This window comes from Streptomyces akebiae, assembly GCF_019599145.1.
Lineage (GTDB): Bacteria > Actinomycetota > Actinomycetes > Streptomycetales > Streptomycetaceae > Streptomyces > Streptomyces akebiae.
Genome location: NZ_CP080647.1, coordinates 4,098,355 through 4,120,662, shown reverse-complemented (window position 1 = coordinate 4,120,662; position 22,308 = coordinate 4,098,355). Strand labels below are relative to the sequence as shown.

Sequence of the window (22,308 nt, the reverse complement as noted above, 5' to 3'; positions counted from 1 at the left end):
ACTCGGGCATGCCGACCTGTGACGGGCTGCTTACGCTCTCTTTAGCAGGGCCTAGACTCCCGTGCGTACAGATCGTCGAACAGCGACGTACGTATGGCGTCCGCATCCCGTACGTACGTATCGCCAGGCCAGGGAGCGAGGGACGGACGTGCCGGAACCGACCGTCGCCGTAGCGGCAGAACCGAGCGTCGCCGTAGCGGCGGACTACTTCCAGTCCTACTCGGTGGTCGGACTGCTCGCCGCCGTGGGCGTGCTCTTCGTCGCCGTCGCCTTCGGCGCGGGACGCCTGCTGCGCCCCGAGGTCCCCACCCGGGAGAAGCTCCTGACGTACGAGTGCGGCGTCGACCCCGTCGGCGAGGGCTGGGCCCACACCCAGGTCCGCTACTACGTCTACGCCTTCCTCTACGTCATCTTCGCCATCGACTCGATCTTCCTCTTCCCCTGGGCGACGGTCTTCGCCGACCCCGGCTACGGCGCGACCACCCTCGTCGAGATGTTCGTCTTCCTCGGATTCCTCGCCGTGGGCCTGCTCTACGCATACAGGAAGGGCGTCCTGACATGGACGTGACGCCAGAAACGAACGCGCCGGAGCCGGGCGCCCCGGCCTCGCAGCCCGTCCTCCTCCCGGAGCCCAAACGGCTGGGCGCCCTCGCCCGCCTCGCCCCCGAGCCGATGAAGGTGATCCTGAACTGGGGCCGCCGCTACTCGCTCTGGGTCTTCAACTTCGGCCTCGCCTGCTGCGCGATCGAGTTCATCGCCGCGTCCATGGCCCGCCACGACTTCATCCGTCTCGGCGTCATCCCGTTCGCCCCCGGCCCGCGACAGGCGGACCTCATGGTCGTCTCGGGCACGGTGACGGACAAGATGGCCCCGGCCGTGAAGCGCCTGTACGAGCAGATGCCCGAGCCGAAGTACGTCATCTCCTTCGGCGCCTGCTCGAACTGCGGCGGCCCCTACTGGGACTCCTACTCCGTCACCAAGGGCGTCGACCAGATCATCCCGGTCGACGTCTACGTCCCCGGCTGCCCGCCCCGCCCCGAGGCCCTCCTCCAGGGCATCCTGAAGCTGCAGGAGAAGATCGCCAGGGAATCCCTGGGCGAGCGCTACGGCACCGCCCCCCGCCCGTCGACGGCGGCACTGCAGAGCGCGCTGGTGAAGCCACCGACGACGACCGAGGCGCAAGCGGGGGACAAGTGACCGGCTGGCTGCCCACCTCCGTCGAGGAGCTCTTCGGACCCGAGGCCACGGCCGAGGAGTCCTACGACGTCCTCACCGTGGACGTCCCGCCCGCATCCTGGACCGAGGCGCTGCGCACGGCCCGTTCCACCCTGGGCTGCACGTACTTCGACTGGCTGAGCGCGGTGGACGAGCCGGGCACGGGCTTCCGCGTCGCGGCCCACGTGGTGGCCCTGGCCCCGGTCCGGCGCCTCCTGCTGCGCACCACGGTCCCCCACTCCTCCCCGCTCCTGCCGACCGCCGTCGACATCTACGCCGGCGCGGCCTGGCACGAACGCGAGACGCACGAAATGTTCGGCGTCCGCTTCGAGGGCCACCCCGCCCTGGACCACCTCCTCCTCCCGGAGAACTTCGAGGGCCACCCCCTGCGCAAGGACTTCGTCCTGGCCGCCCGGGTGGCCAAGGCCTGGCCCGGGGCGAAGGAGCCGGGGGAGTCCGCGGCAGGTGCGGCCCACGGTGGCCCCAGGCGCCGCCAGATGCTCCCTCCCGGCGTCCCCGACCCCAACGAGTGGGGCCCCCTCAAGGGCCAGCTCCCCCCGGCCCCGGCCCGCCCCACTCGAGGCGCGACCGCCGACCGCCCGGCCCGCCGCACCCGCTCGGCAACATCAGGCTCAGCGAGCCAGCCTGCCTCCGGGCCGGCTTCGGAAGCCCCGGCCGACTCTCCGCCTACGCCGCCGCGCCGGGTTCGTTCGGCGGCGGAGGGTTCGGCGAGCCAGTCGGCGGCCGGGCCGGCTTCGGATGCCTCGGCCGGGTCTGCGCCCACGCCGCCGCGTCGGGCTCGTTCGGCGGCGGAGGGTTCGGCGAGCCAGTCGGCGGCCGGGCCGGCTTCGGATGCCTCGGCCGGGTCTGCGCCCACGCCGCCGCGTCGGGTTCGTTCGGCGGCGGAGGGTTCGGCGAGCCAGTCGGCGGCCGGCGCGACCTCCGCCGCGCCGGACAGTCCCACGCGCCCTCGCCGCGCCCGCACCGCGTCGGAGGGCTCGACGAGCCAGCGCGCCACCCCCGCCCCCTCGCCCCAGCCACGCCGCACCTCGGGCAGCCCGGACGCCCCCTGGCACCACGCCCGCCCGGCTTTCGACGCTCCCACGGCGGAGCCCGAGGCGAGTGCGGGAGCAGGGCCGGAGACGCAGCCGAAGCCCGAGGCCGGGCGGGAGCCGGCGCCGGAGCCGCAGTCCGGGCAGGGGCCGGAGCCGCAGTCCGGGCAGGGGCCGGAGCCGCAGTCCGCGCCCGCGCAGTCCGGAGGGGAGCCGGAGCCGAAGGCCGAGCCCGAGCCGAAGGCCGAGCCCGAGCCGGAGGCCGGGCCGAAGCCCGAGCGGAAGTCAGGTGCGGAGCCGACGCCCGCGCCGTCCCCCGAGCCGAAGACCGTGCCGGAGGCGGGTGCGGAGCCGAAGGCCGAGCCCGCGCCGCAGCCCGCGCCGCCCAGCGACCCCGACCACGACGGAACGCCCGCCGAGCCCACCCCCGCCGAGCCCGACCCCGAACCCCCCACAGGAGGCACGCAGTGAACGACGCTCTGGACGTCGCCCTGCGACTCCTCATCGTCTTCGTCGTCTTCCTGACCTTCCCCTTGATCATCGGCCAGACCGAACACAAGGTGATGGCCCACATGCAGGGCCGCCTCGGCCCCATGTACGCCGGCGGCTTCCACGGCTGGGCCCAACTCGTCGCGGACGGCGTCAAGTTCGCCCAGAAGGAAGACGTCGTCCCGGCCGGCGCGGACCGCCGGGTCTTCCAACTCGCCCCGGCCGTCGCCCTCCTCCCCTACCTCCTCGTCCTCCTCGCCATCCCGATCGGCCCGGGCGAGGGCGCCGTCGGCGAGGTCATCGACGCGGGCGTCTTCTTCGTCCTCGCCGTGATGGGCGTGGGCGTCCTCGGCTCACTGATGGCCGGCTGGGCCTCCGCCAACAAGTTCTCCCTCCTCGGCGGCCTGCGCACCGCCGCCCAGCTGCTCGCCTACGAACTCCCGATGCTGCTCACGGCGGCCTCCGTGGCGATGGCGGCCGGCACGGTCTCCCTCGTCGGCATCGTCGACGCCTTCGAGTGGTGGTGGCTGCCCTGGCAGATCGTCGGCGCGATCGTCTTCTTCGTCGCCGGCCTCGCCGAACTCCAGCGCCCGCCCTTCGACATGCCCGTCGCCGACTCGGAGATCATCTTCGGCGCCTACACCGAGTACACCGGCCTCCGCTTCGCCCTGTTCCTCCTCGCCGAGTACGCCGGCATCGTCGTCCTGTGCGGTCTGACCACCGTCCTCTTCCTCGGTGGCTGGCACGGCCCGTGGGGCGCCGAGGGCCTCGGCTGGGTCTGGACCCTCCTGAAGACCGCCGTCCTCGCCTTCGTCGTCATCTGGCTCCGCGTGACCTACCCCCGCCTGCGCGAGGACCAGCTCCAGAAGCTCTCCTGGACCCTCCTCGTCCCCCTCTCCCTCGCCCAGATCGCCCTCACCGGCATCGTCAAGGTGGTGATCCGGTAACCATGGCCCCCATCCCCGGTCGTGGCCTCGCCAAGGGCCTGGCCGTCACCCTCCGCACGATGACGCGCAAGACCGTCACCGAGCAGTACCCGGACGTCCAGCCGGAGCTTCCGCCCCGCACCCGTGGTGTCATCGGGCTCTTCGAGGAGAACTGCACGGTCTGCATGCTGTGCGCCCGTGAGTGCCCGGACTGGTGCATCTACATCGACTCCCACAAGGAGACGGTCCCGCCCGCCGCCCCCGGCGGCCGCGAGCGCAGCCGCAACGTCCTGGACCGTTTCGCCATCGACTTCTCCCTCTGCATGTACTGCGGTATCTGCATCGAGGTCTGCCCCTTCGACGCCCTCTTCTGGTCCCCGGAGTTCGAGTACGCGGAGACCGACATCCACGAACTCACCCACGAGCGCGACAAGCTCCGCGAGTGGATGTGGACCGTCCCCTCGCCACCGGCCCTCGACCCGGCCGCCGAGGAACCCAAGGAAGTGGCCGCCGCCCGCAAGACAGCCGAGAAGCTCGCGGCCGCCCAGGCCGAGCCGGCCGACACCGAGGGAGAAGCCACATGACCCTCACCCGGGCACCGCAGAGCCTCCTCGCCCAGGCACCGCAGGGCTTCCTGTCCCCGACGGGGGTCGAGATCGCCTTCGTCCTCGTCGGCCTCGTCACCTTCGGCGCCGCGCTCGTCACCGTCACCACCCGGCAACTCGTGCACGCCGCCCTGTGGCTGGTGGTGGCGCTCGGCGGACTCGCCGTCGAGTACCTCCTGCTCACCGCCGAGTTCATCGCCTGGGTGCAGGTCCTCATCTACGTCGGTTCCGTCGTCGTCCTCCTCCTCTTCGGACTGATGCTCACCAAGGCCCCCATCGGCCGCTCCCCGGACGCCGACTCCGGCAACCGGTGGGCCGCCCTCACGGTGGCCGTCGCGTCGGCCGCCGCCCTCGTCTGGGTCGTCGTCGACGCCTTCCGCACCACCTGGATCGACCTGGACGGCCCGGCCGCCGGCTCCACCGAGGCCACCGGCGAGAGCCTCTTCCAGAACTGGGTCCTCCCCTTCGAGGCCCTCTCGGTCCTCCTGCTGGCCGCCCTGGTCGGCGCGATCGTCCTCTCCCGCAAGGCGAAGGCGGACACGCCCCCCACGGACAAGGCTCCCGAGACCCCGAAGATCCCGAAAGCCCCCACCGAGCCGACCACCTCCACCGAGCCGACCACGCCTACCGAGCCGACAGCCACCACCGAGCCGACAGCCACCACCAAGCCGAAGGCACCCGCCGCCCCCACGACACCCACCGACCCCACAGGCCCCGAGTCAGCCAAGGGAGGCGCCCGCTGATGCACCTCGCCTATCCCGTCGTGCTCTCCGCCCTCCTCTTCTGCACGGGCCTGTACGGCGTCCTCGCCCGCCGCAACGCGATCCTCGTCCTGATGTCCGTCGAACTGATGCTCAACGCGGTCAACCTCAACCTCGTCGCCTTCGACGTCTGGCTCAGCAGGACCGCCGAGGAGACCCTGCACTCCGGGCAGGCCCTGACGCTCTTCACCATCACCATCGCCGCCGCCGAGATCGGCATCGGCCTGGCGATCGTCCTCGCGGTCCACCGCAACCGAGGCACCGCGGACATCGACAAGCTCCGCGACACCGCCGAGCACCCCGACGACCCGGACGGCACCCCCGACCCCGACGGCACCCGGAAGCACGGCCTGCCCGGCCACCCCGAGCGGAGCGAGAAGGCTGAGGCCACCGCGTGACCACGACCACCCTCGCCGTCCTCGTCCCCCTCCTCCCGTTCCTCGGCGCCGCCGCCGGCCTGCTCCTCGGCCGCACCGCCCCCGGCTTCGTCCGCCCCCTCGCCGTACTGCCCACCCTGACGGCCTTCGCCCTGGCCGTCCTGGTCGCCGTACGCCAGGGCGGTGACAAGCCCGTCGACGCGGCCACGCAGCTCACCCCGACCGGCTCGGTCCCGATCGACCTCGCCCTGCACATCGACGGTTTCGCCGCCCTTGCGGCCGTCCTGGTCGGCCTGGTCGCCACCTGTGTGCAGATCTACTCGACCGGCTACCTCCGCGACGACCCGCGCTACCCCTCCTACGCCGCCCTCGTCTCCCTCTTCACCTCCGCGATGCTCCTCGTCGTCTACTCCGGCGACCTGATGGTGCTCCTGGTCGGCTGGGAGATCATGGGCATCTGCTCGTACTTCCTGGTCGGCCACTACTGGGAGACCTCGGAGGCCCGCGCCGCCTCCCTGAAGGCCTTCCTGGTCACCAAGCTCGGCGACGTCCCCTTCCTGATCGGTCTCTTCGCCCTCGCCACGGACGCCGGGTCGTTCCGCATCACGCGGATCCTCGCCACCGTCGCCGACGGCGGCCTCGACCACCCCACCCTCGTCGCCCTCCTGCTCCTCGCCGGAGTCGCCGGCAAGTCGGCCCAGTTCCCCCTCCACACCTGGCTCCCCGACGCGATGGCGGGCCCCACGCCGGTCTCCGCGCTGATCCACGCCGCGACGATGGTCGCCGCCGGTGTCTACTTCGTCGCCCGTCTCCTCCCGGTCTTCGCCGCCTCCTCGGCGGCCCTGGTCGTCCTCGCCGTCATGGCCGCGCTCACCATGGCGGGGTCGGGGCTCGCCGCCCTCGCCCAGGACGACATCAAGCGCGTCCTCGCCTACTCGACGATCGGCCAGCTCGGCTACATGACCGGCGCCCTCGCCGTCGGCGACCGCGGCGCGGCCGTCTTCCACCTCCTCTCGCACGGCGCCTTCAAGGCCCTGTTGTTCCTCGCGGCCGGCGTGATCATCCACGCGTCCGGCACCAACTCCCTGGCCGCCATGTCCCGCATGAGCCATCTGCGCGCCCGCGTCCCCGACGCCTTCTGGACGATGACCGTGGCGCTGCTCGCCCTCGCGGCGATCCCGCCCTTCAGCGGCTTCTTCTCCAAGGAGTCCGTCCTCGGAGCCGCCGAGCACGCCGCCACCGGCCACACCCTCACCGGCCCCGTCGAGCACGTCCCGGCCGCCGCCGGCTGGACCGTCCTGGTCGCCGGCGTCCTCACGGCCCTGCTCACCGCCGCGTACGCCGCCCGCCTGTGGCTGCTCGCCTTCCGCGGCCAGGGCACCGAGGCCCCCGACCACGGCCGGCAGCCGCTCACCATGACGGTCGTCCTGTGGGTGCTCGCCGTCCCCTCCCTCGCCCTCGGCGGCCTCGCCTACGGCAGGCTCCCCGACTGGTTCGACGGCGACGACCTGGCCCCCACCCTCACCACGTCCGTCCTCGGCACCGGCGCCGCCCTGATCGGCGCCCTCGTGACGTACGCGGCCTGGCGGTACACCACGGCCGTGGCCCACCCACCGCTGGGCGCCGTCGCGGCCCACCCCGACGCGGACGCCGCCACCGTCGAGGCGGAGGCCATCGCCAGCCACACCCCCGCCTACGGGGACGTCGCCTCGGCACCCGACCCGGCGGACCCGGGCCGCCTCCTGCTCGGCCCGCTGCACCGCCACGCCGCCGCCGGCTTCCACCTGGACGCCGTCTACTCGGTGCTCTTCGTCCGCCCGGTCCGGGCCGGCGCGAGTCTCGTCCGGTTCCTCGACCGCGAGGTCGTCGACACCTACGTGAGCGGCGCGGGCGCCCTGCCCCGCCTGCTGGGCGCGGCCGTACGCAAGGCCCAGACCGGCAACGTCCAGACCTATGTGAGCGCGCTGCTCGCCGGCACCGTCGTCCTGGTGGTCGCCGCCCTCGTCGTCGCCACGGGAGCGTGAGCAGGCGTGATCGATATCAACGAGTCCGTGATGCAGGTCCTTCTGGCGTTGATCGTCGTCGGGCCGCTCCTCGGCGCCGCCGCCGCTCTGCTGCCGGCTCCGCCCGGACTGAAGGGGAAGTCACCGGAGCAGGCCGTGCTGCGCCACGGGACGACCGTGACCGGCGCGGTCCTCATCGCCGCGATCGTCCTCGCGCTCGGCTTCGACCACGACCAGCCGTCGAAGATGCAGGCGAGCACGGACATCAGCTGGATCCCGGCACTCGACGTGCGCATCCACCTCGGCATCGACGGCATCTCCCTCCCCCTCCTGGTCCTGACCGCGCTGCTGACCTTCCTCTGCGCGCTCTACTCCTACTTCAAGATGCCCACGGGGCCCTCCCCGAAGGCCTTCGTCGCGCTCCTGCTCGTCCTGGAGTCCGGCACCCTGGCGACCTTCGCCGTCCTCGATCTGCTGCTGTTCTTCCTCGCGTTCGAGATGGTGCTCATCCCGATGTACTTCCTCATCGCCCGCTGGGGCGGTGAGCAACGCACCCGGGCCGCCTGGAAGTTCATCCTCTACACCCTGCTCGGTTCCGTGGTCATGCTGCTCGGCCTGCTCCTGATCGGACTCAGGGCGGGCACATTCGACATGGTGGCACTCGCCACTGACAATCACCCCGCACTGACCACATCCGTGCAGGTCATCGCCGTTCTGTCGATCGGGATCGGACTCGCGGTCAAGACCCCGATGTGGCCGCTGCACAGCTGGCTGCCGGACGCCCACACCGCCGCCCCGACCGTCGGCTCGGTCCTGCTGGCCGGCGTCCTGCTGAAGATGGGCACGTACGGGTTCGTACGCATCCTGCTGCCGATCACACCCGACGGGTTCCGCACCTTCGCGCCGTACCTCGCCGCCTTCGCGGTCGTCGGCGTCATCTACGGCTCCCTCGCCTGCCTCGCCCTCGCCCGGCAGGGCGCGAAGGGCGACCTCAAGCGCCTGATCGCGTACTCCTCCGTCGGCCACATGGGCTTCGTGCTCCTCGGCATCGCCACGATGACCCCGACCGGCGTGAACGGCGCGCTCTTCGCCAACATCGCCCACGGCCTCATCACCGGCCTGCTGTTCTTCCTGGTCGGCGCGTTGAAGGACCGCACCGGCACCACCGACCTCGACACCCTCGCGCAGGAGACCGGCGCCGCCCTCTACGGCAGGGCCCCCCGCCTCGGCGGCCTGCTGGCCTTCGCAGCCGTCGCCTCCTTGGGCCTCCCCGGACTCGCCGGGTTCTGGGGCGAGATGCTGGCCCTGTTCGGAGCGTTCGAGCCCGCCGAGGGCCTCAGCCGCCCGGCCTTCCTCACCTTCATGACGATCGCCGCGTTCGGCACGCTCCTCACCGCCGCGTACCTGCTGATCGTGGTCCGCCGCGTCTGCATGGGCGCCGTACCGCAGGAACCACAGCAGGGTCCGCGACTCGCGGACGTACAGACGTACGAGTTCGCGGCCTGGACCCCGCTCGTCGCCCTCACCGTCCTCGCCGGCCTCTGGCCCGCGGCCCTCCTCGGTCTGACCGACCCGGCCGTGCAGCAGCTCCTCGCAGGAGGCACCCGTTGAGCCCCTTGGCCCAGCCGCCGGTCCAGGCCCAGACCCAGAACCTGACCCAGAACCTGACCCAGACCCTGGCCGAGTCGGTCGTCCAGTCCGTCGACTGGCTCGCGATCGCGCCGCCCACCGTCGCGGCGGTCGTCGGCCTCGCGGTGCTCGTCGCCGACCTCTTCACGGACGACCGCAGGAAGGCCCTGCTCGGCTGGGCCTCCGTCGCGGGTCTCGCCGTCTCCCTGCTGGCCCTGGTGCCCCTCCTGGACGCCGACCGCGCCACCTTCTGCCTGACCGGCGACCCGGACGTGTGCAGCTACACCGCCGACCGGTTCACCCTCGTCGTCCAGTTCCTCGTCCTCGGCGGCGCCCTCCTCGCCGCCCTGCTGTCCATGACGGCCCTGAAGGACGACCGGAAGAACCTCCCCGAGGGGGAGTTCTGGTTCCTGCTGCTGTCGTCCGCGGCGGGAGCCGCGCTCCTGCCCGCCTCACGCGACCTCGCGACCCTCGTCGTCGCCCTGGAGGTCGCCTCCCTGCCCGCCTTCGCCCTCGTCGGCATCCGACAGGGCGACCGACGGTCCTCCGAGGCGGCCCTGAAGTTCTTCCTGTCGTCCGTGACCGCGACCGCCGTCAGCCTCCTCGGCATCAGCTTCGTCTACGCCACGACAGGCACCCTCTACCTCACCGAGATCGCCGACCGCGTCCAGGACGTCGACGGCCAGCTGCACACCCTCACCCAGGCCGGCGTCGTCCTCACCCTCATCGGCTTCGCCTTCAAGACGGCCGCCGTCCCCTTCCACTTCTGGGTCCCCGACACCTATGTGGGCGCCCCCCTGCCCGTCGCCGCCTACCTCTCCGTGGTCGGCAAGGCGGTCGGGTTCTCCGGCCTCATCCTCGTCACCGTCGTCGCCCTCCCGTCGTACGCCGACGTCTGGGGCCCCGCCGTAGCCGTGCTGGCCGCCCTCACCATGACCGTCGGCAACCTCGGCGCGCTCGCACAGCGCTCCACGCGCGCGTACAGCGCGGTCCGGCTGCTCGCCTGGTCCTCCATCGGCCAGGCCGGGTACCTCCTCGTACCGATCGCGGCGGCCGCGTACGCCGACGACACCGCCGACGCCGAGAAGGCAGTCGGCTCCACCGTCGCCTACGCCCTGATGTACGCCGCCGTGAACCTCGGTGCCTTCGCCGTGGCGGCTCTCGTCGGCCGTACGAAGTCCCTGAACCGGCTCAGCGACTACCGGGGCCTCTACGCGTCGAGCCCGCTGTCCGCCCTGCTCCTGGCCTTCTTCCTGCTCTGCCTCGCCGGACTGCCGCCGGGGATCATCGGCCTGTTCGCCAAGGTCACCGTCTTCTCGGCGGCCGTGGACGCGGGCCTCGGCTGGCTCGCCGTCGTGATGGCCGTCAACGTGGTGATCGCCCTCTTCTACTACCTCCAATGGACGGCCCTGCTGTTCCGCGCCCCGCAGGGCGACACCGTCGGCGCCCCCGAGCCGCACCGCGTCCCCGCCCCGCTCACCCTGGCCATCGCCCTCACCGGAGTCGTCGGCATCGCCCTGTCCGGCGCACCCCAGCTCGTCCTGCGCTTCGCCGACATCGGCCTCTTCTAGCGCACGCGGGCCCCGCCCTCACCCGCACGGCCCACCGGCCGGGCCGGGCGCACCAGGGAACTCGCGCTCCCCACCTGGCGTTGACCAGTACGGGAGGGTCCACTGAGAAGTGGAGTCAACAGCGACAGCGAGCAAAGGGTTCCCCTGCCGCACGACCTGGAGGGCGTACCGTGCACCGCCGGCACAACGGGCTCAGGACCGCCGTACTCCTCGGGGGACTGTCCGCACTCATCATCGTCATCGGAAGCCTCTTCGGCCGTACGGGCCTGATCATCGCGGTCTTCGTCGCCCTCGGCACGAACGCGTACGCGTACTGGAACAGCGACAAGCTGGCTCTACGCGCGATGCGCGCGCGCCCGGTCAGCGAGTTCGAGGCCCCGGCGCTCTACCGCATGGTCCGCGAGCTCTCCATGCAGGCCCGCCAGCCGATGCCGCGCCTGTACATCTCCCCGACGGACGCCCCCAACGCGTTCGCCACCGGCCGCAACCCGCGCAACGCGGCCGTGTGCTGCACCGACGGCATCCTCCGCCTGCTCGACGAGCGCGAACTGCGCGGTGTCATCGGCCACGAGCTGAGCCATGTCTACAACCGCGACATCCTCATCTCGTCGGTCGCCGGCGCCCTCGCCTCCGTGATCATGTTCCTGGTGAACTTCGCCTGGCTGATCCCCATCGGCCGCTCGGACGACGACGACGGCCCCGGCCTCCTCGGCATGCTGCTGATCATGATCCTGGGGCCGCTCGCCGCGTCCCTCATCCAGCTCGCGATCAGCCGCTCCCGGGAGTACGAGGCGGACGCCTCCGGCGCCCAGCTCACCGGTGATCCACTTGCTCTCGCCAGTGCCCTTCGCAAACTGGAAACGGGTACCAAGCAGCTTCCGCTGCCCCCCGAGCCCCGGATCGAGACCGCGAGCCACATGATGATCGCGAACCCCTTCCGGCCGGGCCGGGGATTCTCCAAGATGTTCTCGACCCACCCGCCGATGGCGGAACGCATCGCCCGACTCGAGAAGATGGCAGGTCCCCCGCAGTGAAGACCGTACTGAACATCATCTGGCTGATCCTCAGCGGCTTCTGGCTCTTCCTCGGCTACTTGTTCGCAGGGTTGCTTCTGTGCATCACGATCATCGGCATCCCGTTCGGCATCGCGTCGTTCCGCATCGGTGTCTACGCCCTGTGGCCCTTCGGGTACAGCGCCGTCGAGCGCCGTGACGCGGGAGCGCCCTCCTGCCTGGGCAACGTCCTGTGGCTGATCCTGGCGGGCTGGTGGCTGGCGCTGACCCACATCGTCACCGGCCTCGTCCTGTGCGTCACGATCATCGGCATCCCCTTCGGCATCGCCAACTTCAAGCTCGTCCCGGTCTCGCTGATGCCCCTGGGCCGCGAGATCGTCCGCTCCGACCAGCCGTTCGCCCAGCAGCGCTGGTAGCGCGGCAGGCGTCCCGTACGAACGCGTCGGCAGCGCGGCGCCGCGCACGCGCACCCCGGTCGAGCCCGCCGGCTCAGCCGCTCCCCACCGGCCCCCGCCGCGCCCACCACCGCCGTACGCCGTACACGGCCGCCCCCACACCCAGTACGGCCGCCCCCACGCCCACCGACGACGAGGGCAGCGAGAACGCCAGAACAGCGCACCCGACGAGCCCGACCACGGGCACCACCCGGGCCACCGGCGCCGGACTCAGCGTCCAGGCGGACGCGTTGGCGACCGCGTAGTACGCGAGGACCCCGAAGGACGAGAACCCGATCGCGCCCCGCACGTCGACCGTGGCGGCCAGGACGGCGACCACCGCACCGACGGCCAGCTCGGCCCGGTGCGGCACCTGGAAGCGGGGGTGCACGGCGGCGAGCGCGGCGGGCAGGTGCCGGTCGCGGGCCATCGCGAGGGTCGTGCGGGAGACACCCAGGATGAGCGCCAGCAGCGACCCGAGCGCGGCCACCGCGGCCCCCACCCGCACCACGGGGACCAGCCCCGGCACCCCGGCCGCCCGTACCGCGTCGGCCAGCGGAGCCGAGGCCCGCCCCAACCCACCGGAGCCCAGCACGGCGAGGGCGGCGACCGCCACGGCCGCGTACACGACCAGCGCGATGCCCAGCGCGAGCGGGATCGCGCGCGGGATGGTGCGCGCCGGGTCCCGTACCTCCTCACCCAGGGTCGCGATCCGCGCGTACCCGGCGAACGCGAAGAACAGCAGTCCGGCCGCCTGCAGCACTCCGCCCACGCCGCCCGACGCGCCGATGTCCAGCCGCCCCGCGTCGGCTTCGCCGGACCCCAGGCACACGACCACGACGGCGGCGAGGACGGCCAGCACGACGGCCACGATCGCCCGCGTCAGCCAGGCCGACTTCTGCACGCCGCCGTAATTCACCGCCGTCAGCGCCACCACGGCCGCCACCGCGACGGCGTGCGCCTGCCCCGGCCACACGTACGCCCCCACGGTCAGCGCCATCGCCGCGCACGAGGCCGTCTTGCCGACGACGAACGACCAGCCGGCCAGATACCCCCAGAACTCCCCGAGCCGCTCACGCCCGTACACATAGGTGCCGCCCGACGCCGGATACACGGCCGCCAGCCGCGCCGACGACATCGCGTTGCAGTACGCGACCACCGCCGCGATCCCGAGTCCGAGCAGCAGCCCCGACCCGGTGGCGCGCGCGGCCGGGCCCAGCGCGGCGAAGATCCCCGCGCCGACCATCGCCCCGAGTCCGACGACCACCGCGTCCCCGACGCCGAGCGTGCGGCGCAGTCCGGCGCCCGATCCGGCTTGTGTCATGTGCCGCACCCTACTGATCAGCGCAACCACCAGGTGTCACGGAGGCGTCCTCGCGGACAACAAGGGCAGGACAGACATCAGGCACGGCCGGGCCGCCCGGCCGCTGTGGGGGGAAACACAGCACAGGTACGGCACGAAAGGGCAGGTGCACCGCATGAGCATCATCGGCTGGATCGTTCTGGGACTGTTGGCCGGCGCCATCGCCAAGTTCCTGCTGCCGGGCCGGGACCCGGGCGGCTTCATCGGCACGACCCTCATCGGCGTCGCGGGCGCCTTCATCGGAGGCTGGATCTCCGCCCGCTGGCTGGACCACCCGATCTCCGAGAACTTCTACGACGGCGCCACCTGGGCGGCCGCGATCGGCGGTTCCCTGGTCCTGTTGGTCGCCTACCGCATCCTGTTCGGCCACTCCCGCCGCTGACGGCGCATCACACGCTCGAAAAGGGTGGGCACCACGGCGACACCGTGATGCCCTCCCTTTCGTCGTGCGGGCTCTACCTACCGCTCGTCACCGGTAGTTGACGAACTGCACCGCGAAGTCGAAGTCCTTGCCCTTGAGCAGGGAGATCACGGCCTGCAGGTCGTCGCGGCTCTTGGAGCTGACGCGGAGCTCGTCGCCCTGGACCTGGGCCTTGACGCCCTTGGGACCCTCGTCACGAATGATCTTCGCCACCTTCTTGGCGTTCTCCTGGGAGATGCCCTCCTCGATCGACGCGAAGATCTTGTACTCCTTGCCGGACAGCTGGGGCTCACCCGCGTCCAGCGACTTCAGGGAGATCCCGCGCTTGATCAGCTTGGACTGGAAGACGTCGAGGATGGCCTTCACCCGGTCCTCGGAGTTCGCCTCCATGAGGATCTTCTCGCCGGACCACGAGATCGAGGCGCCGACGCCCTTGAAGTCGTAGCGCTGTGAGATCTCCTTGGCGGCCTGGTTGAGGGCGTTGTCGACCTCCTGCCGCTCGACCTTCGAGACGATGTCGAAACTGGAGTCGGCCATGTCCTGTGGCTCCTTGTATCGGTGTATCAGGGGGCGACAAGCCTAGCCACCCAGCCCCCACGAGTACTGATCAATCAGGTGGCGAAGCACCCCCGAGCATCAGGTATCGTTTACGACGTCGCCACGGAGCACCGCCGAAAAGCGGTTCGAAGTGCGACGAATCCCAGGCGGTGTGCCCGAGTGGCCAATGGGAGCGGACTGTAAATCCGTCGGCTTAGCCTACCCAGGTTCGAATCCTGGCGCCGCCACGTGGAGAGAAGCCCCTTCCGGACTGTGAGAGCAGTCAGGAAGGGGCTTCTTCGTGTACGGCTCCGGTGGTGGACGACGGCGGCCAGGCACACTGACTGCATGTCATCGCGTCGCAGGAACTGCCCCGAGTGCCGTCGTGAGATCGCCGTCGTGGCGGGGCGGTTCGCGCGGCACGATCCGCCGGGGGCGAGCGGGGAACTGGTGTCGTGTCCCGGGTCACGCAGGCCGGCGCAGATCGGGGCGGCCCAGCCCGCGCTCGACGGTTTCGTGGTCCCCGAGTTCCCCGGTCAGCTGCCCCTGTTCTGACCCGAGGCACCACGGGTCCGGAGACCCGGCCGAGGCGCCTCGGGGCGCCCGTTCAGTTGCCTGCCACCGACTTCACCGCCACCGACACCGGCGTCGAACCGCTGATCAGCTCCAGCGTCAGGCCGGCGGTGGCGGGGGTGTCGAGGAGTTCGACGAGCGTCGCGGCCACGTCGTCGCGGGGGACCGGACCGCGTCCGGTGGACGCCTCCAGACGTACGAGGCCGGTGCCGGCGTCGTCGGTCAGCATGCCGGGCCGCAGGATCGTCCAGTCCAGGGCGTCCAGGCCACGCACATAGGCGTCGGCCTCGCCCTTCGCCCGCAGGTACACGTCGAAGACGTCGTCGCCCTCGTGCTCCGGGTCCGCTCCCATGGACGAGACGACCAGATGACGTCGTACGCCCGTCCGCACCGCGGCGTCCGCGAACAGGACCGCCGCCCCGCGGTCGACCGTGTCCTTGCGGGCCGTTCCACTGCCCGGACCGGCGCCCGCCGCGAACACGGCCGCGTCCGCGCCCTGCAGATGCGCGGCGACCTCCTCCACCGACGCCGACTCCAGATCGCACAGCACCGGTTCGGCACCGGCCGCGCGCAGATCGTCCGTCTGTTCGGCGCGGCGGATGATCCCCGCGACCTCGTCACCACGCGCGGCGAGCAACCGCTCCAGCCGCAGCGCGATCTGACCATGACCTCCAGCGATGACAATGCGCATGTTTCCGACCGTACGCCCGACGGGACGCGTTTGCCGCGCAACCATTCGGCCGTCCCGAGTGTCTCAACCATGTTCGCCGTATCGGCGAGCGCCGGAAATCACGGGGGGACTCATCACCGTCATGTCTCATGCCATGCCCACGACCGTCGTACGTACGTCCATGAAGCGCGCATCCGTCGCGGCGGCACCCGCCGCCCGCCGGGCCTTCACCGGGGTCGGCTGTGCCGCGGCCGTACTCGTCACGGTGGCCGCCTGCGGCACCGTGCAGAACCTGACCGCCGGCCAGAAGGTCGACAACGCCGTCGAACAGCTGGGCGAGCAGAAGTCGTTGGCCTTCGGCATACGGCTCGACGCCGACCCGGACGACCTCGTCGCGCTGATGGGCGAGGACAGCGAGGAAGTGCCGCCGGAGATGGCGGAGTTCTTCACCGGACTGCGCGTAGACGTGTCCGTCAGGTCGAAGAAGCCGCTGGCCGAGTCCGGTGAGAAGGACGTCACCGGAATGGGCATGAAGATCTCGGGCGAGGAGGGCGTGTTCGCCGAGTACCGGCTCGTCGGCGACTACACGTACTACCGCGCCGACATGCAGGCCATGGGCGACGCGATGGGCATGCCCTTCCCCACGGCCGACGAGCTCGACGAACTCCCGGAGAGCGAGCAGCACTTGCGGCCGCTCCTGGAGGGCGACTGGGTCAAGGTCAACACAGCCGACCTGCAGGACGCCGCCGAGGACGCGGGCGCCGGCTCCGGCTCGGGCGGCTCCGACGAACTCGGCGCCAAGACCCAGAAGAAGATCCTCGACGCCGTCCGCGGGGTCGTCGCCCGCGAGGTCGACTTCAAGACGAAGAACGGCGAGGACGGCACCGAGGTCATCACCGCCAAGGCGAACTTCCGCGACCTGCTCACCGGGATCGTCGACAAGCTCCAGCCCATCGAGGGCGATCTCCCGCCTGGCGCCGAACTCCCGACGGGCGAGGACATGAAGGACGCCCCGAACAAGAAGGTGGCGGTCGACTTCACCCTCAAGAACGGCGACCTCACCCGTATCGAGACCGACCTCGCGGTGCTCGCCGACGACGCGAAGGGCGCCAAGGCCCCCCTCGTCCTCACCTTCGGCAAGGCCGGCGACATCAGCGCGCCCAAGGGCGCCTCCGAGATCCCGGTCGAGGAGTTCGGCGGCCCGTTCGGCAGCGGCATGTTCAGCGTCTGACCGGCGGCGTCCGCAGGCACGCGCGCGTGGAGACACCAGAACCTCACGCGCGCGTGCCCGCACGCCCCCGCGCGCCTCTCACTCGGGCCCCGCACCGCCACCCCACCCGGCTCCAGCCCACCCCATGCCTCAGGACGGCTCTCCCCGCCCCTGCCGAGGCAGGTCCGGTGCCGGGCTCGTCGCCGAGCCGCAGTACTCGCGTACCGCGCTGGTGCGCGCCACGACGCGCCCCCGGTGCACGACGATCCGGCTGTACGCCAGGGACAGCACGCCCGCGAGCCGCGCCCCTCGCACGGCGAGCAGTTCGGCGGGGAAACCGGCCTCGACACGGACTTCGGGCAGGCCCAGGGCGGCACGCGCGGCCCCGCTGACGGTGTCGTACGCCTCCTCGGGCCGCAGCCCGTACCGGGAGGCCAGCAGAAACGCCGCCTCCAGGGGGTCCCCGCGGCCGACCGGGTTCGACGTGTCCCGCAGCGCCCCGCTGCCCGCCGCGACGCGCACGCCGGCCGCGCGCAGCAGCCGCACGGGCGCTGTGCCCCGGCGGTCCACGCTGCCGCAGCCGCCCTGGGGGAGGCAGACGACGGTCACCCCGGCCGCCGCGAGCTGGTCGGCGGCGCGGCCGGCGGTCTGGGAGGGAAGGCGGGCGAGACCGCCGCATGGGCCGAGCGTCACGCCGGGCCGCAGGCCGCCCGCCATGGCCGCGAGCCGCGCGAGCCGGGCCGGGTCGTCGCCCTCGGTGTGCAGGTCGACCGGGCAGTCGTGCTCGGAGGCGATCTCCAGGACGGCCTCCACGTACCCGGTGGGATCGGGATCCAGGTCCGGGCAGCCGCCGACCACCGAGGCGCCCATCTTCACCGCGTCCCGCAGGATCGCGAGCCCGTCCGCCCCGGCCACCCCGGTCAGCACCCGGGGCATCGCCACCGTCGTCACCTCGACGAGGCCGCGCAGCGCCCGCCGCGCCTGGAGCACCGCCGCCAGCGCCCCCAGCCCCTGCACGCCGCCCACGTGGACGTGCGAGCGCAACGCCGTGGCGCCGTGCCCGAGTTGCAGCAGCGCGGCCTCGGTGGCCCGCCGCTGGACGTCCAGGTCGTCGTACGGGACGGGCCCCTCGAAGTCGGCCGACAGGGCTGTGTCGCCGTGTGCGTGCGGCTCGACGGGGGCCGGCAGCAGCAGATGGCCGCCGAGGTCCACCCGGGTGGCGGACAGCCCGGACGCGGCGGGCCCGGGGCTCAGGCTGCCCGCCGTGCCGACCGCCTCGATCCGCCCGCCGCCCAGTCGTACGTCCACCACCCGGCCGTCGGTCAGTCGCGCCCCGCACAGCAGCAGGGCACCGGCCTCGTCCGGGCCCCACGGCGGGCCGGAGGAGGAGGGGGACGGCTGCGGGCGGCTGTCGGGCATCGCGCTCCTGGGGCTACAAGATCACGCAGAGTGAGTCGAGCCTAGGCGGGCCGCCCGCCCTCGTCGCGGAGGAGCGCAATAGTCGTACCGGTGCGGTTCACCTGCCGGGAGGCGGCGGGGGGGGAGCTGGGAACCGTGGTGTGCGTGAGACCCGCGCGGCCTGCGGAAACGCGGCGGACGACGGCTCCCGGCGGCTCCACGAAGGTCCGTGGACGACCTGTGGGCGGCCCCGGGACGGCCCATGGATGCGGGCCGGGAAACGGATTTGGGCGAACGGCGGTGGGGCGTGTAATGTCTTCATCGCTCGCCCCAATAGCTCAGTCGGCAGAGCGTCTCCATGGTAAGGAGAAGGTCTACGGTTCGATTCCGTATTGGGGCTCTGGTGTGAAAGGTTCCCGTCGCGAGACGGGATCTGCTCGCATCACAGCGGTGTAGCTCAGTCGGTAGAGCAAGCGGCTCATAATCGCTGTGTCACCGGTTCAAGTCCGGTCACCGCTACTGACAGTAGCCGATTGCGGGGTCGGTCCTTCGATCGGCTACTCTTCTGTGCGTTGAACCCTGTCCCATCCGTTCGTCAAGGAGCACTCACGTGGCTGCCACCGACGTCCGCCCGAAGATCACGCTGGCCTGCGTGGAGTGCAAGGAGCGGAACTACATCACCAAGAAGAACCGGCGTAACAACCCGGACCGACTGGAGATGAAGAAGCACTGCCCGCGTTGCAACGCGCACACCGCGCACCGCGAAACGCGATAAAACAGGCTCGTACACGAGGCCGTCCCCGAGTGATCGGGGGCGGCCTCGTGTCGTTAGATCGACCGGTACCGGTCAGTACCGCCGTATCCGCAGCAACCAGGAGGTGCCGAGCCCATGGCGCTCGACCAGTCCTTCGTGGGGCGTTCCTACCCGCCCACCGACCCCTACGAGGTCGGCCGGGAGAAGATCCGCGAGTTCGCGGAGGCCGTGGGGGACACCAATCCCGTGTACACGGACCCCGAGGCGGCCAAGGCGCTCGGGTACGCCGATGTGATCGCCCCGCCGACGTTCGTGTTCTCCATCACCTTCAAGGCGGCGGGACAGGTCGTCCAGGACCCTCAGCTGGGCCTCGACTACAGCCGGGTGGTGCACGGCGACCAGAAGTTCGCCCACAAGCGCCCGGTGCGCGCCGGTGACCGCCTCACCGTCACCTCCACCATCGAGGCGATCAAGTCCCTCGCGGGCAACGACATCCTGGACATCCGCGGCGAGGTCCACGACGAGTCCGGCGAGCACGTCGTGACCGCCTGGACCAAGCTCGTGGCCCGCGCGGCCGAGGAGGCGTGAGAACCCGATGACCGCGAAGATCTCCTACGACGACGTCGAGGTCGGCACCGAACTGCCCGCCCAGACCTTCGACGTGACCCGCGCCACCCTCGTCCGGTACGCGGGCGCCTCCGGTGACTTCAACCCGATCCACTGGAACGAGAAGTTCGCCAAGGAGGTCGGCCTCCCGGACGTCATCGCGCACGGCATGTTCACCATGGCCGAGGCGATCCGCGTCGTCACCGACTGGACCGGCGACCCGGGCGCGGTCCTCGAGTACGGCGTCCGCTTCACCAAGCCCGTCGTCGTCCCCAACGACGACGAGGGCGCCACCATCGAGGTCAGCGCCAAGGTCGGCGCCAAACTCGACGACCACACCGTCCGCGTGGACCTCACGGCCATGAGCGGCGGCCAGAAGGTCCTCGGCATGTCCAGGGCGGTCGTACGACTGGCCTGACGGGCCCCGCGGCGCGGCCGCACCCCACGGTCCCCCGCCCCTCCCGGGTGCGGGGGTCTCGTACTCTTGAGCCCGTGCAGGAACTCCACGACGCCCCCCTCGCCCCGCTGACCACCTTCCGGCTGGGCGGGCCCGCGCGGCGGCTGATCACCGCGACCACCGACGACGAGGTCGTCGCGGCCGTCCGCGAGGCCGACGACACCGGTACGCCGCTGCTGCTCATCGGGGGCGGCTCCAACCTGGTGATCGGGGACCAGGGCTTCGCCGGAACCGCGCTGGTCATCGCCACGAAGGGCTTCGCGCTCGACGGGACGCGGCTGGAGCTGGCCGCCGGCGAGGTGTGGACCGACGCGGTCGCCCGGACCGTCGAGGCCGGGCTCGCCGGGATCGAGTGCCTGGCCGGCATCCCCGGCTCCGCGGGCGCTACACCGATCCAGAACGTCGGGGCGTACGGCCAGGAGGTCGCCTCCACCATCACCGAGGTCGTCGCCTACGACCGCCGCACCCGCGAGACGGTCACCGTCCCGAACACCGAGTGCGCCTTCTCGTACCGGCACAGCCGCTTCAAGGACGAGCCCGAGCGGTACGTCGTCCTGCGGGTCCGGTTCGAACTGGAGGACGCGGGCGGCCTGTCGGGACCGATCAAGTACGCCGAGACGGCACGCACCCTCGGCGTCGAACCCGGCGACCGGGTGCCCCTCGCCGACGCCCGCGAGACCGTGCTGAAGCTGCGCGCGGGGAAGGGCATGGTGCTCGACCCCGAGGACCACGACACCTGGTCCGCCGGATCGTTCTTCACCAACCCGATCCTCACCGCCGAGCAGTTCGCCGCGTTCCACGCGCGCGTGCGCGAGCGCCTCGGGGACGACGTCACCCCGCCCGCCTACGCCGCCGGCGACGGCCACACCAAGACCTCCGCCGCCTGGCTGATCGACAAGGCGGGCTTCACCAAGGGGTACGGCACCGGCCCCGCCCGGATCTCCACCAAGCACACCCTGGCCCTCACCAACCGGGGCGCCGCCACCACCGAGGACCTGCTCGCCCTGGCCCGCGAGGTCGTCACCGGGGTCCGGGACGCCTTCGGGATCACCCTGGTCAACGAGCCGGTGACGGTCGGCGTCCGCCTCTAGGGCGTGTTTCGGAAGTCCCTTCTGCTCTGCGGGCGACGAAGGGACTTCCGAAACACGCTCTAGGACGCCCCGGCCCCGGCCGGCCGGGCGAGCCAGTCGTCCACCCCGGACAGCAGCTTCGTCCGCTCCAGCTCCGGTGCCGCCGACGCCCGGATCGACTGACGGGCCAGCTCCGCCAACTCCTCGTCCGTGAAGCCGTGGTGGTGGCGGGCGATCTCGTACTGGGCCGCGAGGCGCGAGCCGAAGAGCAGCGGGTCGTCCGCGCCGAGCGCCATCGGCACACCGGCCTCGAACAGAGTGCGCAAGGGGACGTCCTGGTGTTTCTCGTAGACGCCGAGCGCGACGTTCGAGGCCGGGCAGACCTCGCAGGTGATCCCCTTCTCGGCGAGCCGCTTCAGCAGGCGCGGGTGCTCCGCGGCCCGTACCCCATGACCCAGCCGGTTCGCGTGCAGGTCGTCCAGGCAGTCCCGCACCGACGACGGTCCGCTCAGCTCACCGCCGTGCGGCGCCGACAGCAGGCCCCCCTCACGGGCGATCGCGAACGCCCGGTCGAAGTCGCGCGCCATGCCCCGGCGTTCGTCGTTGGAGAGCCCGAATCCGACCACGCCCCGGTCCGCGTACCGCACCGCGAGCCGGGCCAGCGTGCGCGCGTCCAGCGGGTGCTTCATCCGGTTCGCCGCCACCAGCACCCGCATCCCCAGCCCGGTCTCCCGCGACGTCCTGTCGACCGCGTCCAGGATGACCTCCAGCGCCGGGATCAGTCCGCCCAGCCGGGGCGCGTACGACGTCGGGTCCACCTGGATCTCCAGCCAGCCCGAACCGTCCCGCACATCCTCCTCCGCGGCCTCCCGCACCAGCCGCTGGATGTCGTCGGGCTCTCTGACGCACGAGCGCGCCGCGTCGTACAGCCGCTGGAACCGGAACCACCCTCGCTCGTCCGTCGCCCGCAGCTTCGGCGGTTCGCCGCTGGTCAGCGCCTCCGTCAGCGCCTCGGGCAGCCGCACCCCGTACTTGTCGGCCAGTTCCAGCACGGTCGTGGGCCGCATCGACCCGGTGAAGTGCAGATGCAGATGGGCCTTGGGCAGTTCAGAGAGATCACGTACACGCTCCATCGCCCGATCCTGCCGCACGTCCACGTCGTCCCGGAAGCGGA

General features: G+C 71.6%; 24 protein-coding genes and 3 tRNA genes. 22 read left to right on the top strand and 5 right to left on the bottom strand.

The window, feature by feature from the left end; all coding sequences use genetic code 11:
* Nucleotides 1-148 precede the first annotated feature (148 nt).
* The 12 genes from K1J60_RS17605 (at nt 149) to K1J60_RS17550 (ending at nt 12,057) form a co-directional block, all read left to right on the top strand.
* The gene (locus K1J60_RS17605) at nt 149-568 is read left to right on the top strand and encodes an NADH-quinone oxidoreductase subunit A (RefSeq protein ID WP_220647028.1); all 420 of its coding nucleotides are present in this window, start codon (nt 149-151) and stop codon (nt 566-568) included.
* Nucleotides 559-1,197 (top strand): NADH-quinone oxidoreductase subunit B, encoded by a 639-nt coding sequence (locus K1J60_RS17600; protein ID WP_220647027.1) that lies wholly within the window; start codon nt 559-561, stop codon nt 1,195-1,197. The genes K1J60_RS17605 and K1J60_RS17600 overlap by 10 nt, the downstream gene beginning before the upstream one ends.
* Nucleotides 1,194-2,738, top strand: coding sequence for an NADH-quinone oxidoreductase subunit C (locus tag K1J60_RS17595; protein WP_220647026.1), 1,545 nt, complete (start codon nt 1,194-1,196; stop codon nt 2,736-2,738). Before K1J60_RS17600 ends, K1J60_RS17595 begins: the two co-directional genes overlap by 4 nt.
* On the top strand, nt 2,735-3,703 hold the full coding sequence (locus K1J60_RS17590) for a complex I subunit 1/NuoH family protein (RefSeq protein WP_220647025.1): 969 nt from the start codon (nt 2,735-2,737) through the stop codon (nt 3,701-3,703). Before K1J60_RS17595 ends, K1J60_RS17590 begins: the two co-directional genes overlap by 4 nt.
* 2 nt (nt 3,704-3,705) lie before the next feature.
* On the top strand, nt 3,706-4,266 hold the full coding sequence (locus K1J60_RS17585) for a NuoI/complex I 23 kDa subunit family protein (RefSeq protein WP_220647024.1): 561 nt from the start codon (nt 3,706-3,708) through the stop codon (nt 4,264-4,266).
* Nucleotides 4,263-5,030 (top strand): NADH-quinone oxidoreductase subunit J family protein, encoded by a 768-nt coding sequence (locus K1J60_RS17580; RefSeq protein WP_259407768.1) that lies wholly within the window; start codon nt 4,263-4,265, stop codon nt 5,028-5,030. The genes K1J60_RS17585 and K1J60_RS17580 overlap by 4 nt, the downstream gene beginning before the upstream one ends.
* Nucleotides 5,030-5,446 (top strand): NADH-quinone oxidoreductase subunit NuoK, encoded by a 417-nt coding sequence (gene nuoK / locus K1J60_RS17575; RefSeq protein ID WP_220647023.1) that lies wholly within the window; start codon nt 5,030-5,032, stop codon nt 5,444-5,446. Before K1J60_RS17580 ends, nuoK begins: the two co-directional genes overlap by 1 nt.
* On the top strand, nt 5,443-7,449 hold the full coding sequence (locus K1J60_RS17570) for an NADH-quinone oxidoreductase subunit 5 family protein (RefSeq protein WP_220647022.1): 2,007 nt from the start codon (nt 5,443-5,445) through the stop codon (nt 7,447-7,449). Before nuoK ends, K1J60_RS17570 begins: the two co-directional genes overlap by 4 nt.
* A 6-nt stretch (nt 7,450-7,455) precedes the next feature.
* Nucleotides 7,456-9,039: a complex I subunit 4 family protein gene (locus tag K1J60_RS17565; RefSeq protein WP_220647021.1), complete on the top strand. Its 1,584-nt coding sequence runs from the start codon at nt 7,456-7,458 to the stop codon at nt 9,037-9,039.
* A gap of 5 nt (nt 9,040-9,044) precedes the next feature.
* A complete protein-coding gene (locus K1J60_RS17560; RefSeq protein WP_220651518.1) occupies nt 9,045-10,628 on the top strand; it encodes an NADH-quinone oxidoreductase subunit N in 1,584 nt (527 codons plus the stop codon).
* A gap of 170 nt (nt 10,629-10,798) precedes the next feature.
* The gene (gene htpX / locus K1J60_RS17555; protein ID WP_220647020.1) at nt 10,799-11,662 is read left to right on the top strand and encodes a zinc metalloprotease HtpX; all 864 of its coding nucleotides are present in this window, start codon (nt 10,799-10,801) and stop codon (nt 11,660-11,662) included.
* Nucleotides 11,659-12,057, top strand: a complete 399-nt coding sequence (locus tag K1J60_RS17550) for a YccF domain-containing protein (RefSeq protein ID WP_220647019.1) — start codon at nt 11,659-11,661, stop codon at nt 12,055-12,057. The genes htpX and K1J60_RS17550 overlap by 4 nt, the downstream gene beginning before the upstream one ends.
* 73 nt (nt 12,058-12,130) lie before the next feature.
* Here the strand turns inward: K1J60_RS17550 and K1J60_RS17545 are convergent, their stop codons facing one another.
* Nucleotides 12,131-13,399, bottom strand: a complete 1,269-nt coding sequence (locus K1J60_RS17545; protein WP_220647018.1) for an APC family permease — start codon at nt 13,397-13,399, stop codon at nt 12,131-12,133.
* 154 nt (nt 13,400-13,553) lie between these two features.
* On the opposite strand from K1J60_RS17545, the gene K1J60_RS17540 reads away from it, so the two are divergent.
* A complete protein-coding gene (locus K1J60_RS17540) occupies nt 13,554-13,820 on the top strand; it encodes a GlsB/YeaQ/YmgE family stress response membrane protein (protein ID WP_220647017.1) in 267 nt (88 codons plus the stop codon).
* A gap of 87 nt (nt 13,821-13,907) precedes the next feature.
* On the opposite strand, the gene K1J60_RS17535 is transcribed toward K1J60_RS17540, so the two are convergent.
* A complete protein-coding gene (locus K1J60_RS17535; protein ID WP_033528293.1) occupies nt 13,908-14,396 on the bottom strand; it encodes a YajQ family cyclic di-GMP-binding protein in 489 nt (162 codons plus the stop codon).
* Nucleotides 14,397-14,562: 166 nt separating this feature from the next.
* Here K1J60_RS17535 and K1J60_RS17530 point away from each other — a divergent pair.
* Nucleotides 14,563-14,644: transfer RNA gene (locus tag K1J60_RS17530), tRNA-Tyr, on the top strand.
* Nucleotides 14,645-14,744: 100 nt separating this feature from the next.
* Nucleotides 14,745-14,951 (top strand): hypothetical protein, encoded by a 207-nt coding sequence (locus tag K1J60_RS17525; RefSeq protein WP_086803756.1) that lies wholly within the window; start codon nt 14,745-14,747, stop codon nt 14,949-14,951.
* Between the two features lie 52 nt (nt 14,952-15,003).
* Here K1J60_RS17525 and K1J60_RS17520 read toward each other — a convergent pair whose 3' ends face one another.
* The gene (locus K1J60_RS17520; protein ID WP_220647016.1) at nt 15,004-15,660 is read right to left on the bottom strand and encodes an SDR family oxidoreductase; all 657 of its coding nucleotides are present in this window, start codon (nt 15,658-15,660) and stop codon (nt 15,004-15,006) included.
* A 133-nt stretch (nt 15,661-15,793) separates the two neighbouring features.
* On the opposite strand from K1J60_RS17520, the gene K1J60_RS17515 reads away from it, so the two are divergent.
* Nucleotides 15,794-16,870: a hypothetical protein gene (locus tag K1J60_RS17515; RefSeq protein ID WP_259407767.1), complete on the top strand. Its 1,077-nt coding sequence runs from the start codon at nt 15,794-15,796 to the stop codon at nt 16,868-16,870.
* Nucleotides 16,871-16,999: 129 nt separating this feature from the next.
* On the opposite strand, the gene K1J60_RS17510 is transcribed toward K1J60_RS17515, so the two are convergent.
* Nucleotides 17,000-18,268, bottom strand: coding sequence for an amidohydrolase family protein (locus tag K1J60_RS17510; RefSeq protein WP_220647015.1), 1,269 nt, complete (start codon nt 18,266-18,268; stop codon nt 17,000-17,002).
* Between the two features lie 306 nt (nt 18,269-18,574).
* Between K1J60_RS17510 and K1J60_RS17505 the strand changes: the two genes are divergently transcribed.
* From K1J60_RS17505 to K1J60_RS17480, 6 genes are all read left to right on the top strand, one after another.
* Nucleotides 18,575-18,647, top strand: a tRNA-Thr gene (locus K1J60_RS17505).
* Nucleotides 18,648-18,693: 46 nt separating this feature from the next.
* Nucleotides 18,694-18,766, top strand: a tRNA-Met gene (locus K1J60_RS17500).
* Nucleotides 18,767-18,857: 91 nt separating this feature from the next.
* Nucleotides 18,858-19,022, top strand: coding sequence for a 50S ribosomal protein L33 (gene rpmG / locus K1J60_RS17495; RefSeq protein WP_003948671.1), 165 nt, complete (start codon nt 18,858-18,860; stop codon nt 19,020-19,022).
* A 114-nt stretch (nt 19,023-19,136) separates the two neighbouring features.
* Nucleotides 19,137-19,589: a MaoC family dehydratase N-terminal domain-containing protein gene (locus K1J60_RS17490; RefSeq protein WP_033528309.1), complete on the top strand. Its 453-nt coding sequence runs from the start codon at nt 19,137-19,139 to the stop codon at nt 19,587-19,589.
* 7 nt (nt 19,590-19,596) lie between these two features.
* The gene (locus K1J60_RS17485) at nt 19,597-20,025 is read left to right on the top strand and encodes a MaoC family dehydratase (protein ID WP_033528310.1); all 429 of its coding nucleotides are present in this window, start codon (nt 19,597-19,599) and stop codon (nt 20,023-20,025) included.
* Between the two features lie 74 nt (nt 20,026-20,099).
* The gene (locus tag K1J60_RS17480) at nt 20,100-21,155 is read left to right on the top strand and encodes a UDP-N-acetylmuramate dehydrogenase (RefSeq protein ID WP_220647014.1); all 1,056 of its coding nucleotides are present in this window, start codon (nt 20,100-20,102) and stop codon (nt 21,153-21,155) included.
* A gap of 59 nt (nt 21,156-21,214) precedes the next feature.
* Here K1J60_RS17480 and K1J60_RS17475 read toward each other — a convergent pair whose 3' ends face one another.
* Entirely contained in the window at nt 21,215-22,267 is a 1,053-nt protein-coding gene (locus K1J60_RS17475; RefSeq protein WP_220647013.1) for an adenosine deaminase, read from the bottom strand.
* Nucleotides 22,268-22,308: the final 41 nt, after the last annotated feature.

What these genes read in the sequence shown, in the direction of transcription:
- K1J60_RS17600 (WP_220647027.1), top strand. Translation starts at nt 559, where the DNA reads ATGGACGTGACGCCAGAAACGAACGCGCCGGAGCCGGGCGCCCCGGCC.
- K1J60_RS17585 (WP_220647024.1), top strand. Translation starts at nt 3,706, where the DNA reads ATGGCCCCCATCCCCGGTCGTGGCCTCGCCAAGGGCCTGGCCGTCACC.
- K1J60_RS17580 (WP_259407768.1), top strand. Translation starts at nt 4,263, where the DNA reads ATGACCCTCACCCGGGCACCGCAGAGCCTCCTCGCCCAGGCACCGCAG.
- nuoK (WP_220647023.1), top strand. Translation starts at nt 5,030, where the DNA reads ATGCACCTCGCCTATCCCGTCGTGCTCTCCGCCCTCCTCTTCTGCACG.
- K1J60_RS17545 (WP_220647018.1), bottom strand. Translation starts at nt 13,399, where the DNA reads ATGACACAAGCCGGATCGGGCGCCGGACTGCGCCGCACGCTCGGCGTC.
- K1J60_RS17540 (WP_220647017.1), top strand. Translation starts at nt 13,554, where the DNA reads ATGAGCATCATCGGCTGGATCGTTCTGGGACTGTTGGCCGGCGCCATC.
- K1J60_RS17535 (WP_033528293.1), bottom strand. Translation starts at nt 14,396, where the DNA reads ATGGCCGACTCCAGTTTCGACATCGTCTCGAAGGTCGAGCGGCAGGAG.
- K1J60_RS17525 (WP_086803756.1), top strand. Translation starts at nt 14,745, where the DNA reads ATGTCATCGCGTCGCAGGAACTGCCCCGAGTGCCGTCGTGAGATCGCC.
- K1J60_RS17520 (WP_220647016.1), bottom strand. Translation starts at nt 15,660, where the DNA reads ATGCGCATTGTCATCGCTGGAGGTCATGGTCAGATCGCGCTGCGGCTG.
- K1J60_RS17515 (WP_259407767.1), top strand. Translation starts at nt 15,794, where the DNA reads ATGCCCACGACCGTCGTACGTACGTCCATGAAGCGCGCATCCGTCGCG.
- K1J60_RS17510 (WP_220647015.1), bottom strand. Translation starts at nt 18,268, where the DNA reads ATGCCCGACAGCCGCCCGCAGCCGTCCCCCTCCTCCTCCGGCCCGCCG.
- K1J60_RS17490 (WP_033528309.1), top strand. Translation starts at nt 19,137, where the DNA reads ATGGCGCTCGACCAGTCCTTCGTGGGGCGTTCCTACCCGCCCACCGAC.
- K1J60_RS17485 (WP_033528310.1), top strand. Translation starts at nt 19,597, where the DNA reads ATGACCGCGAAGATCTCCTACGACGACGTCGAGGTCGGCACCGAACTG.
- K1J60_RS17475 (WP_220647013.1), bottom strand. Translation starts at nt 22,267, where the DNA reads ATGGAGCGTGTACGTGATCTCTCTGAACTGCCCAAGGCCCATCTGCAT.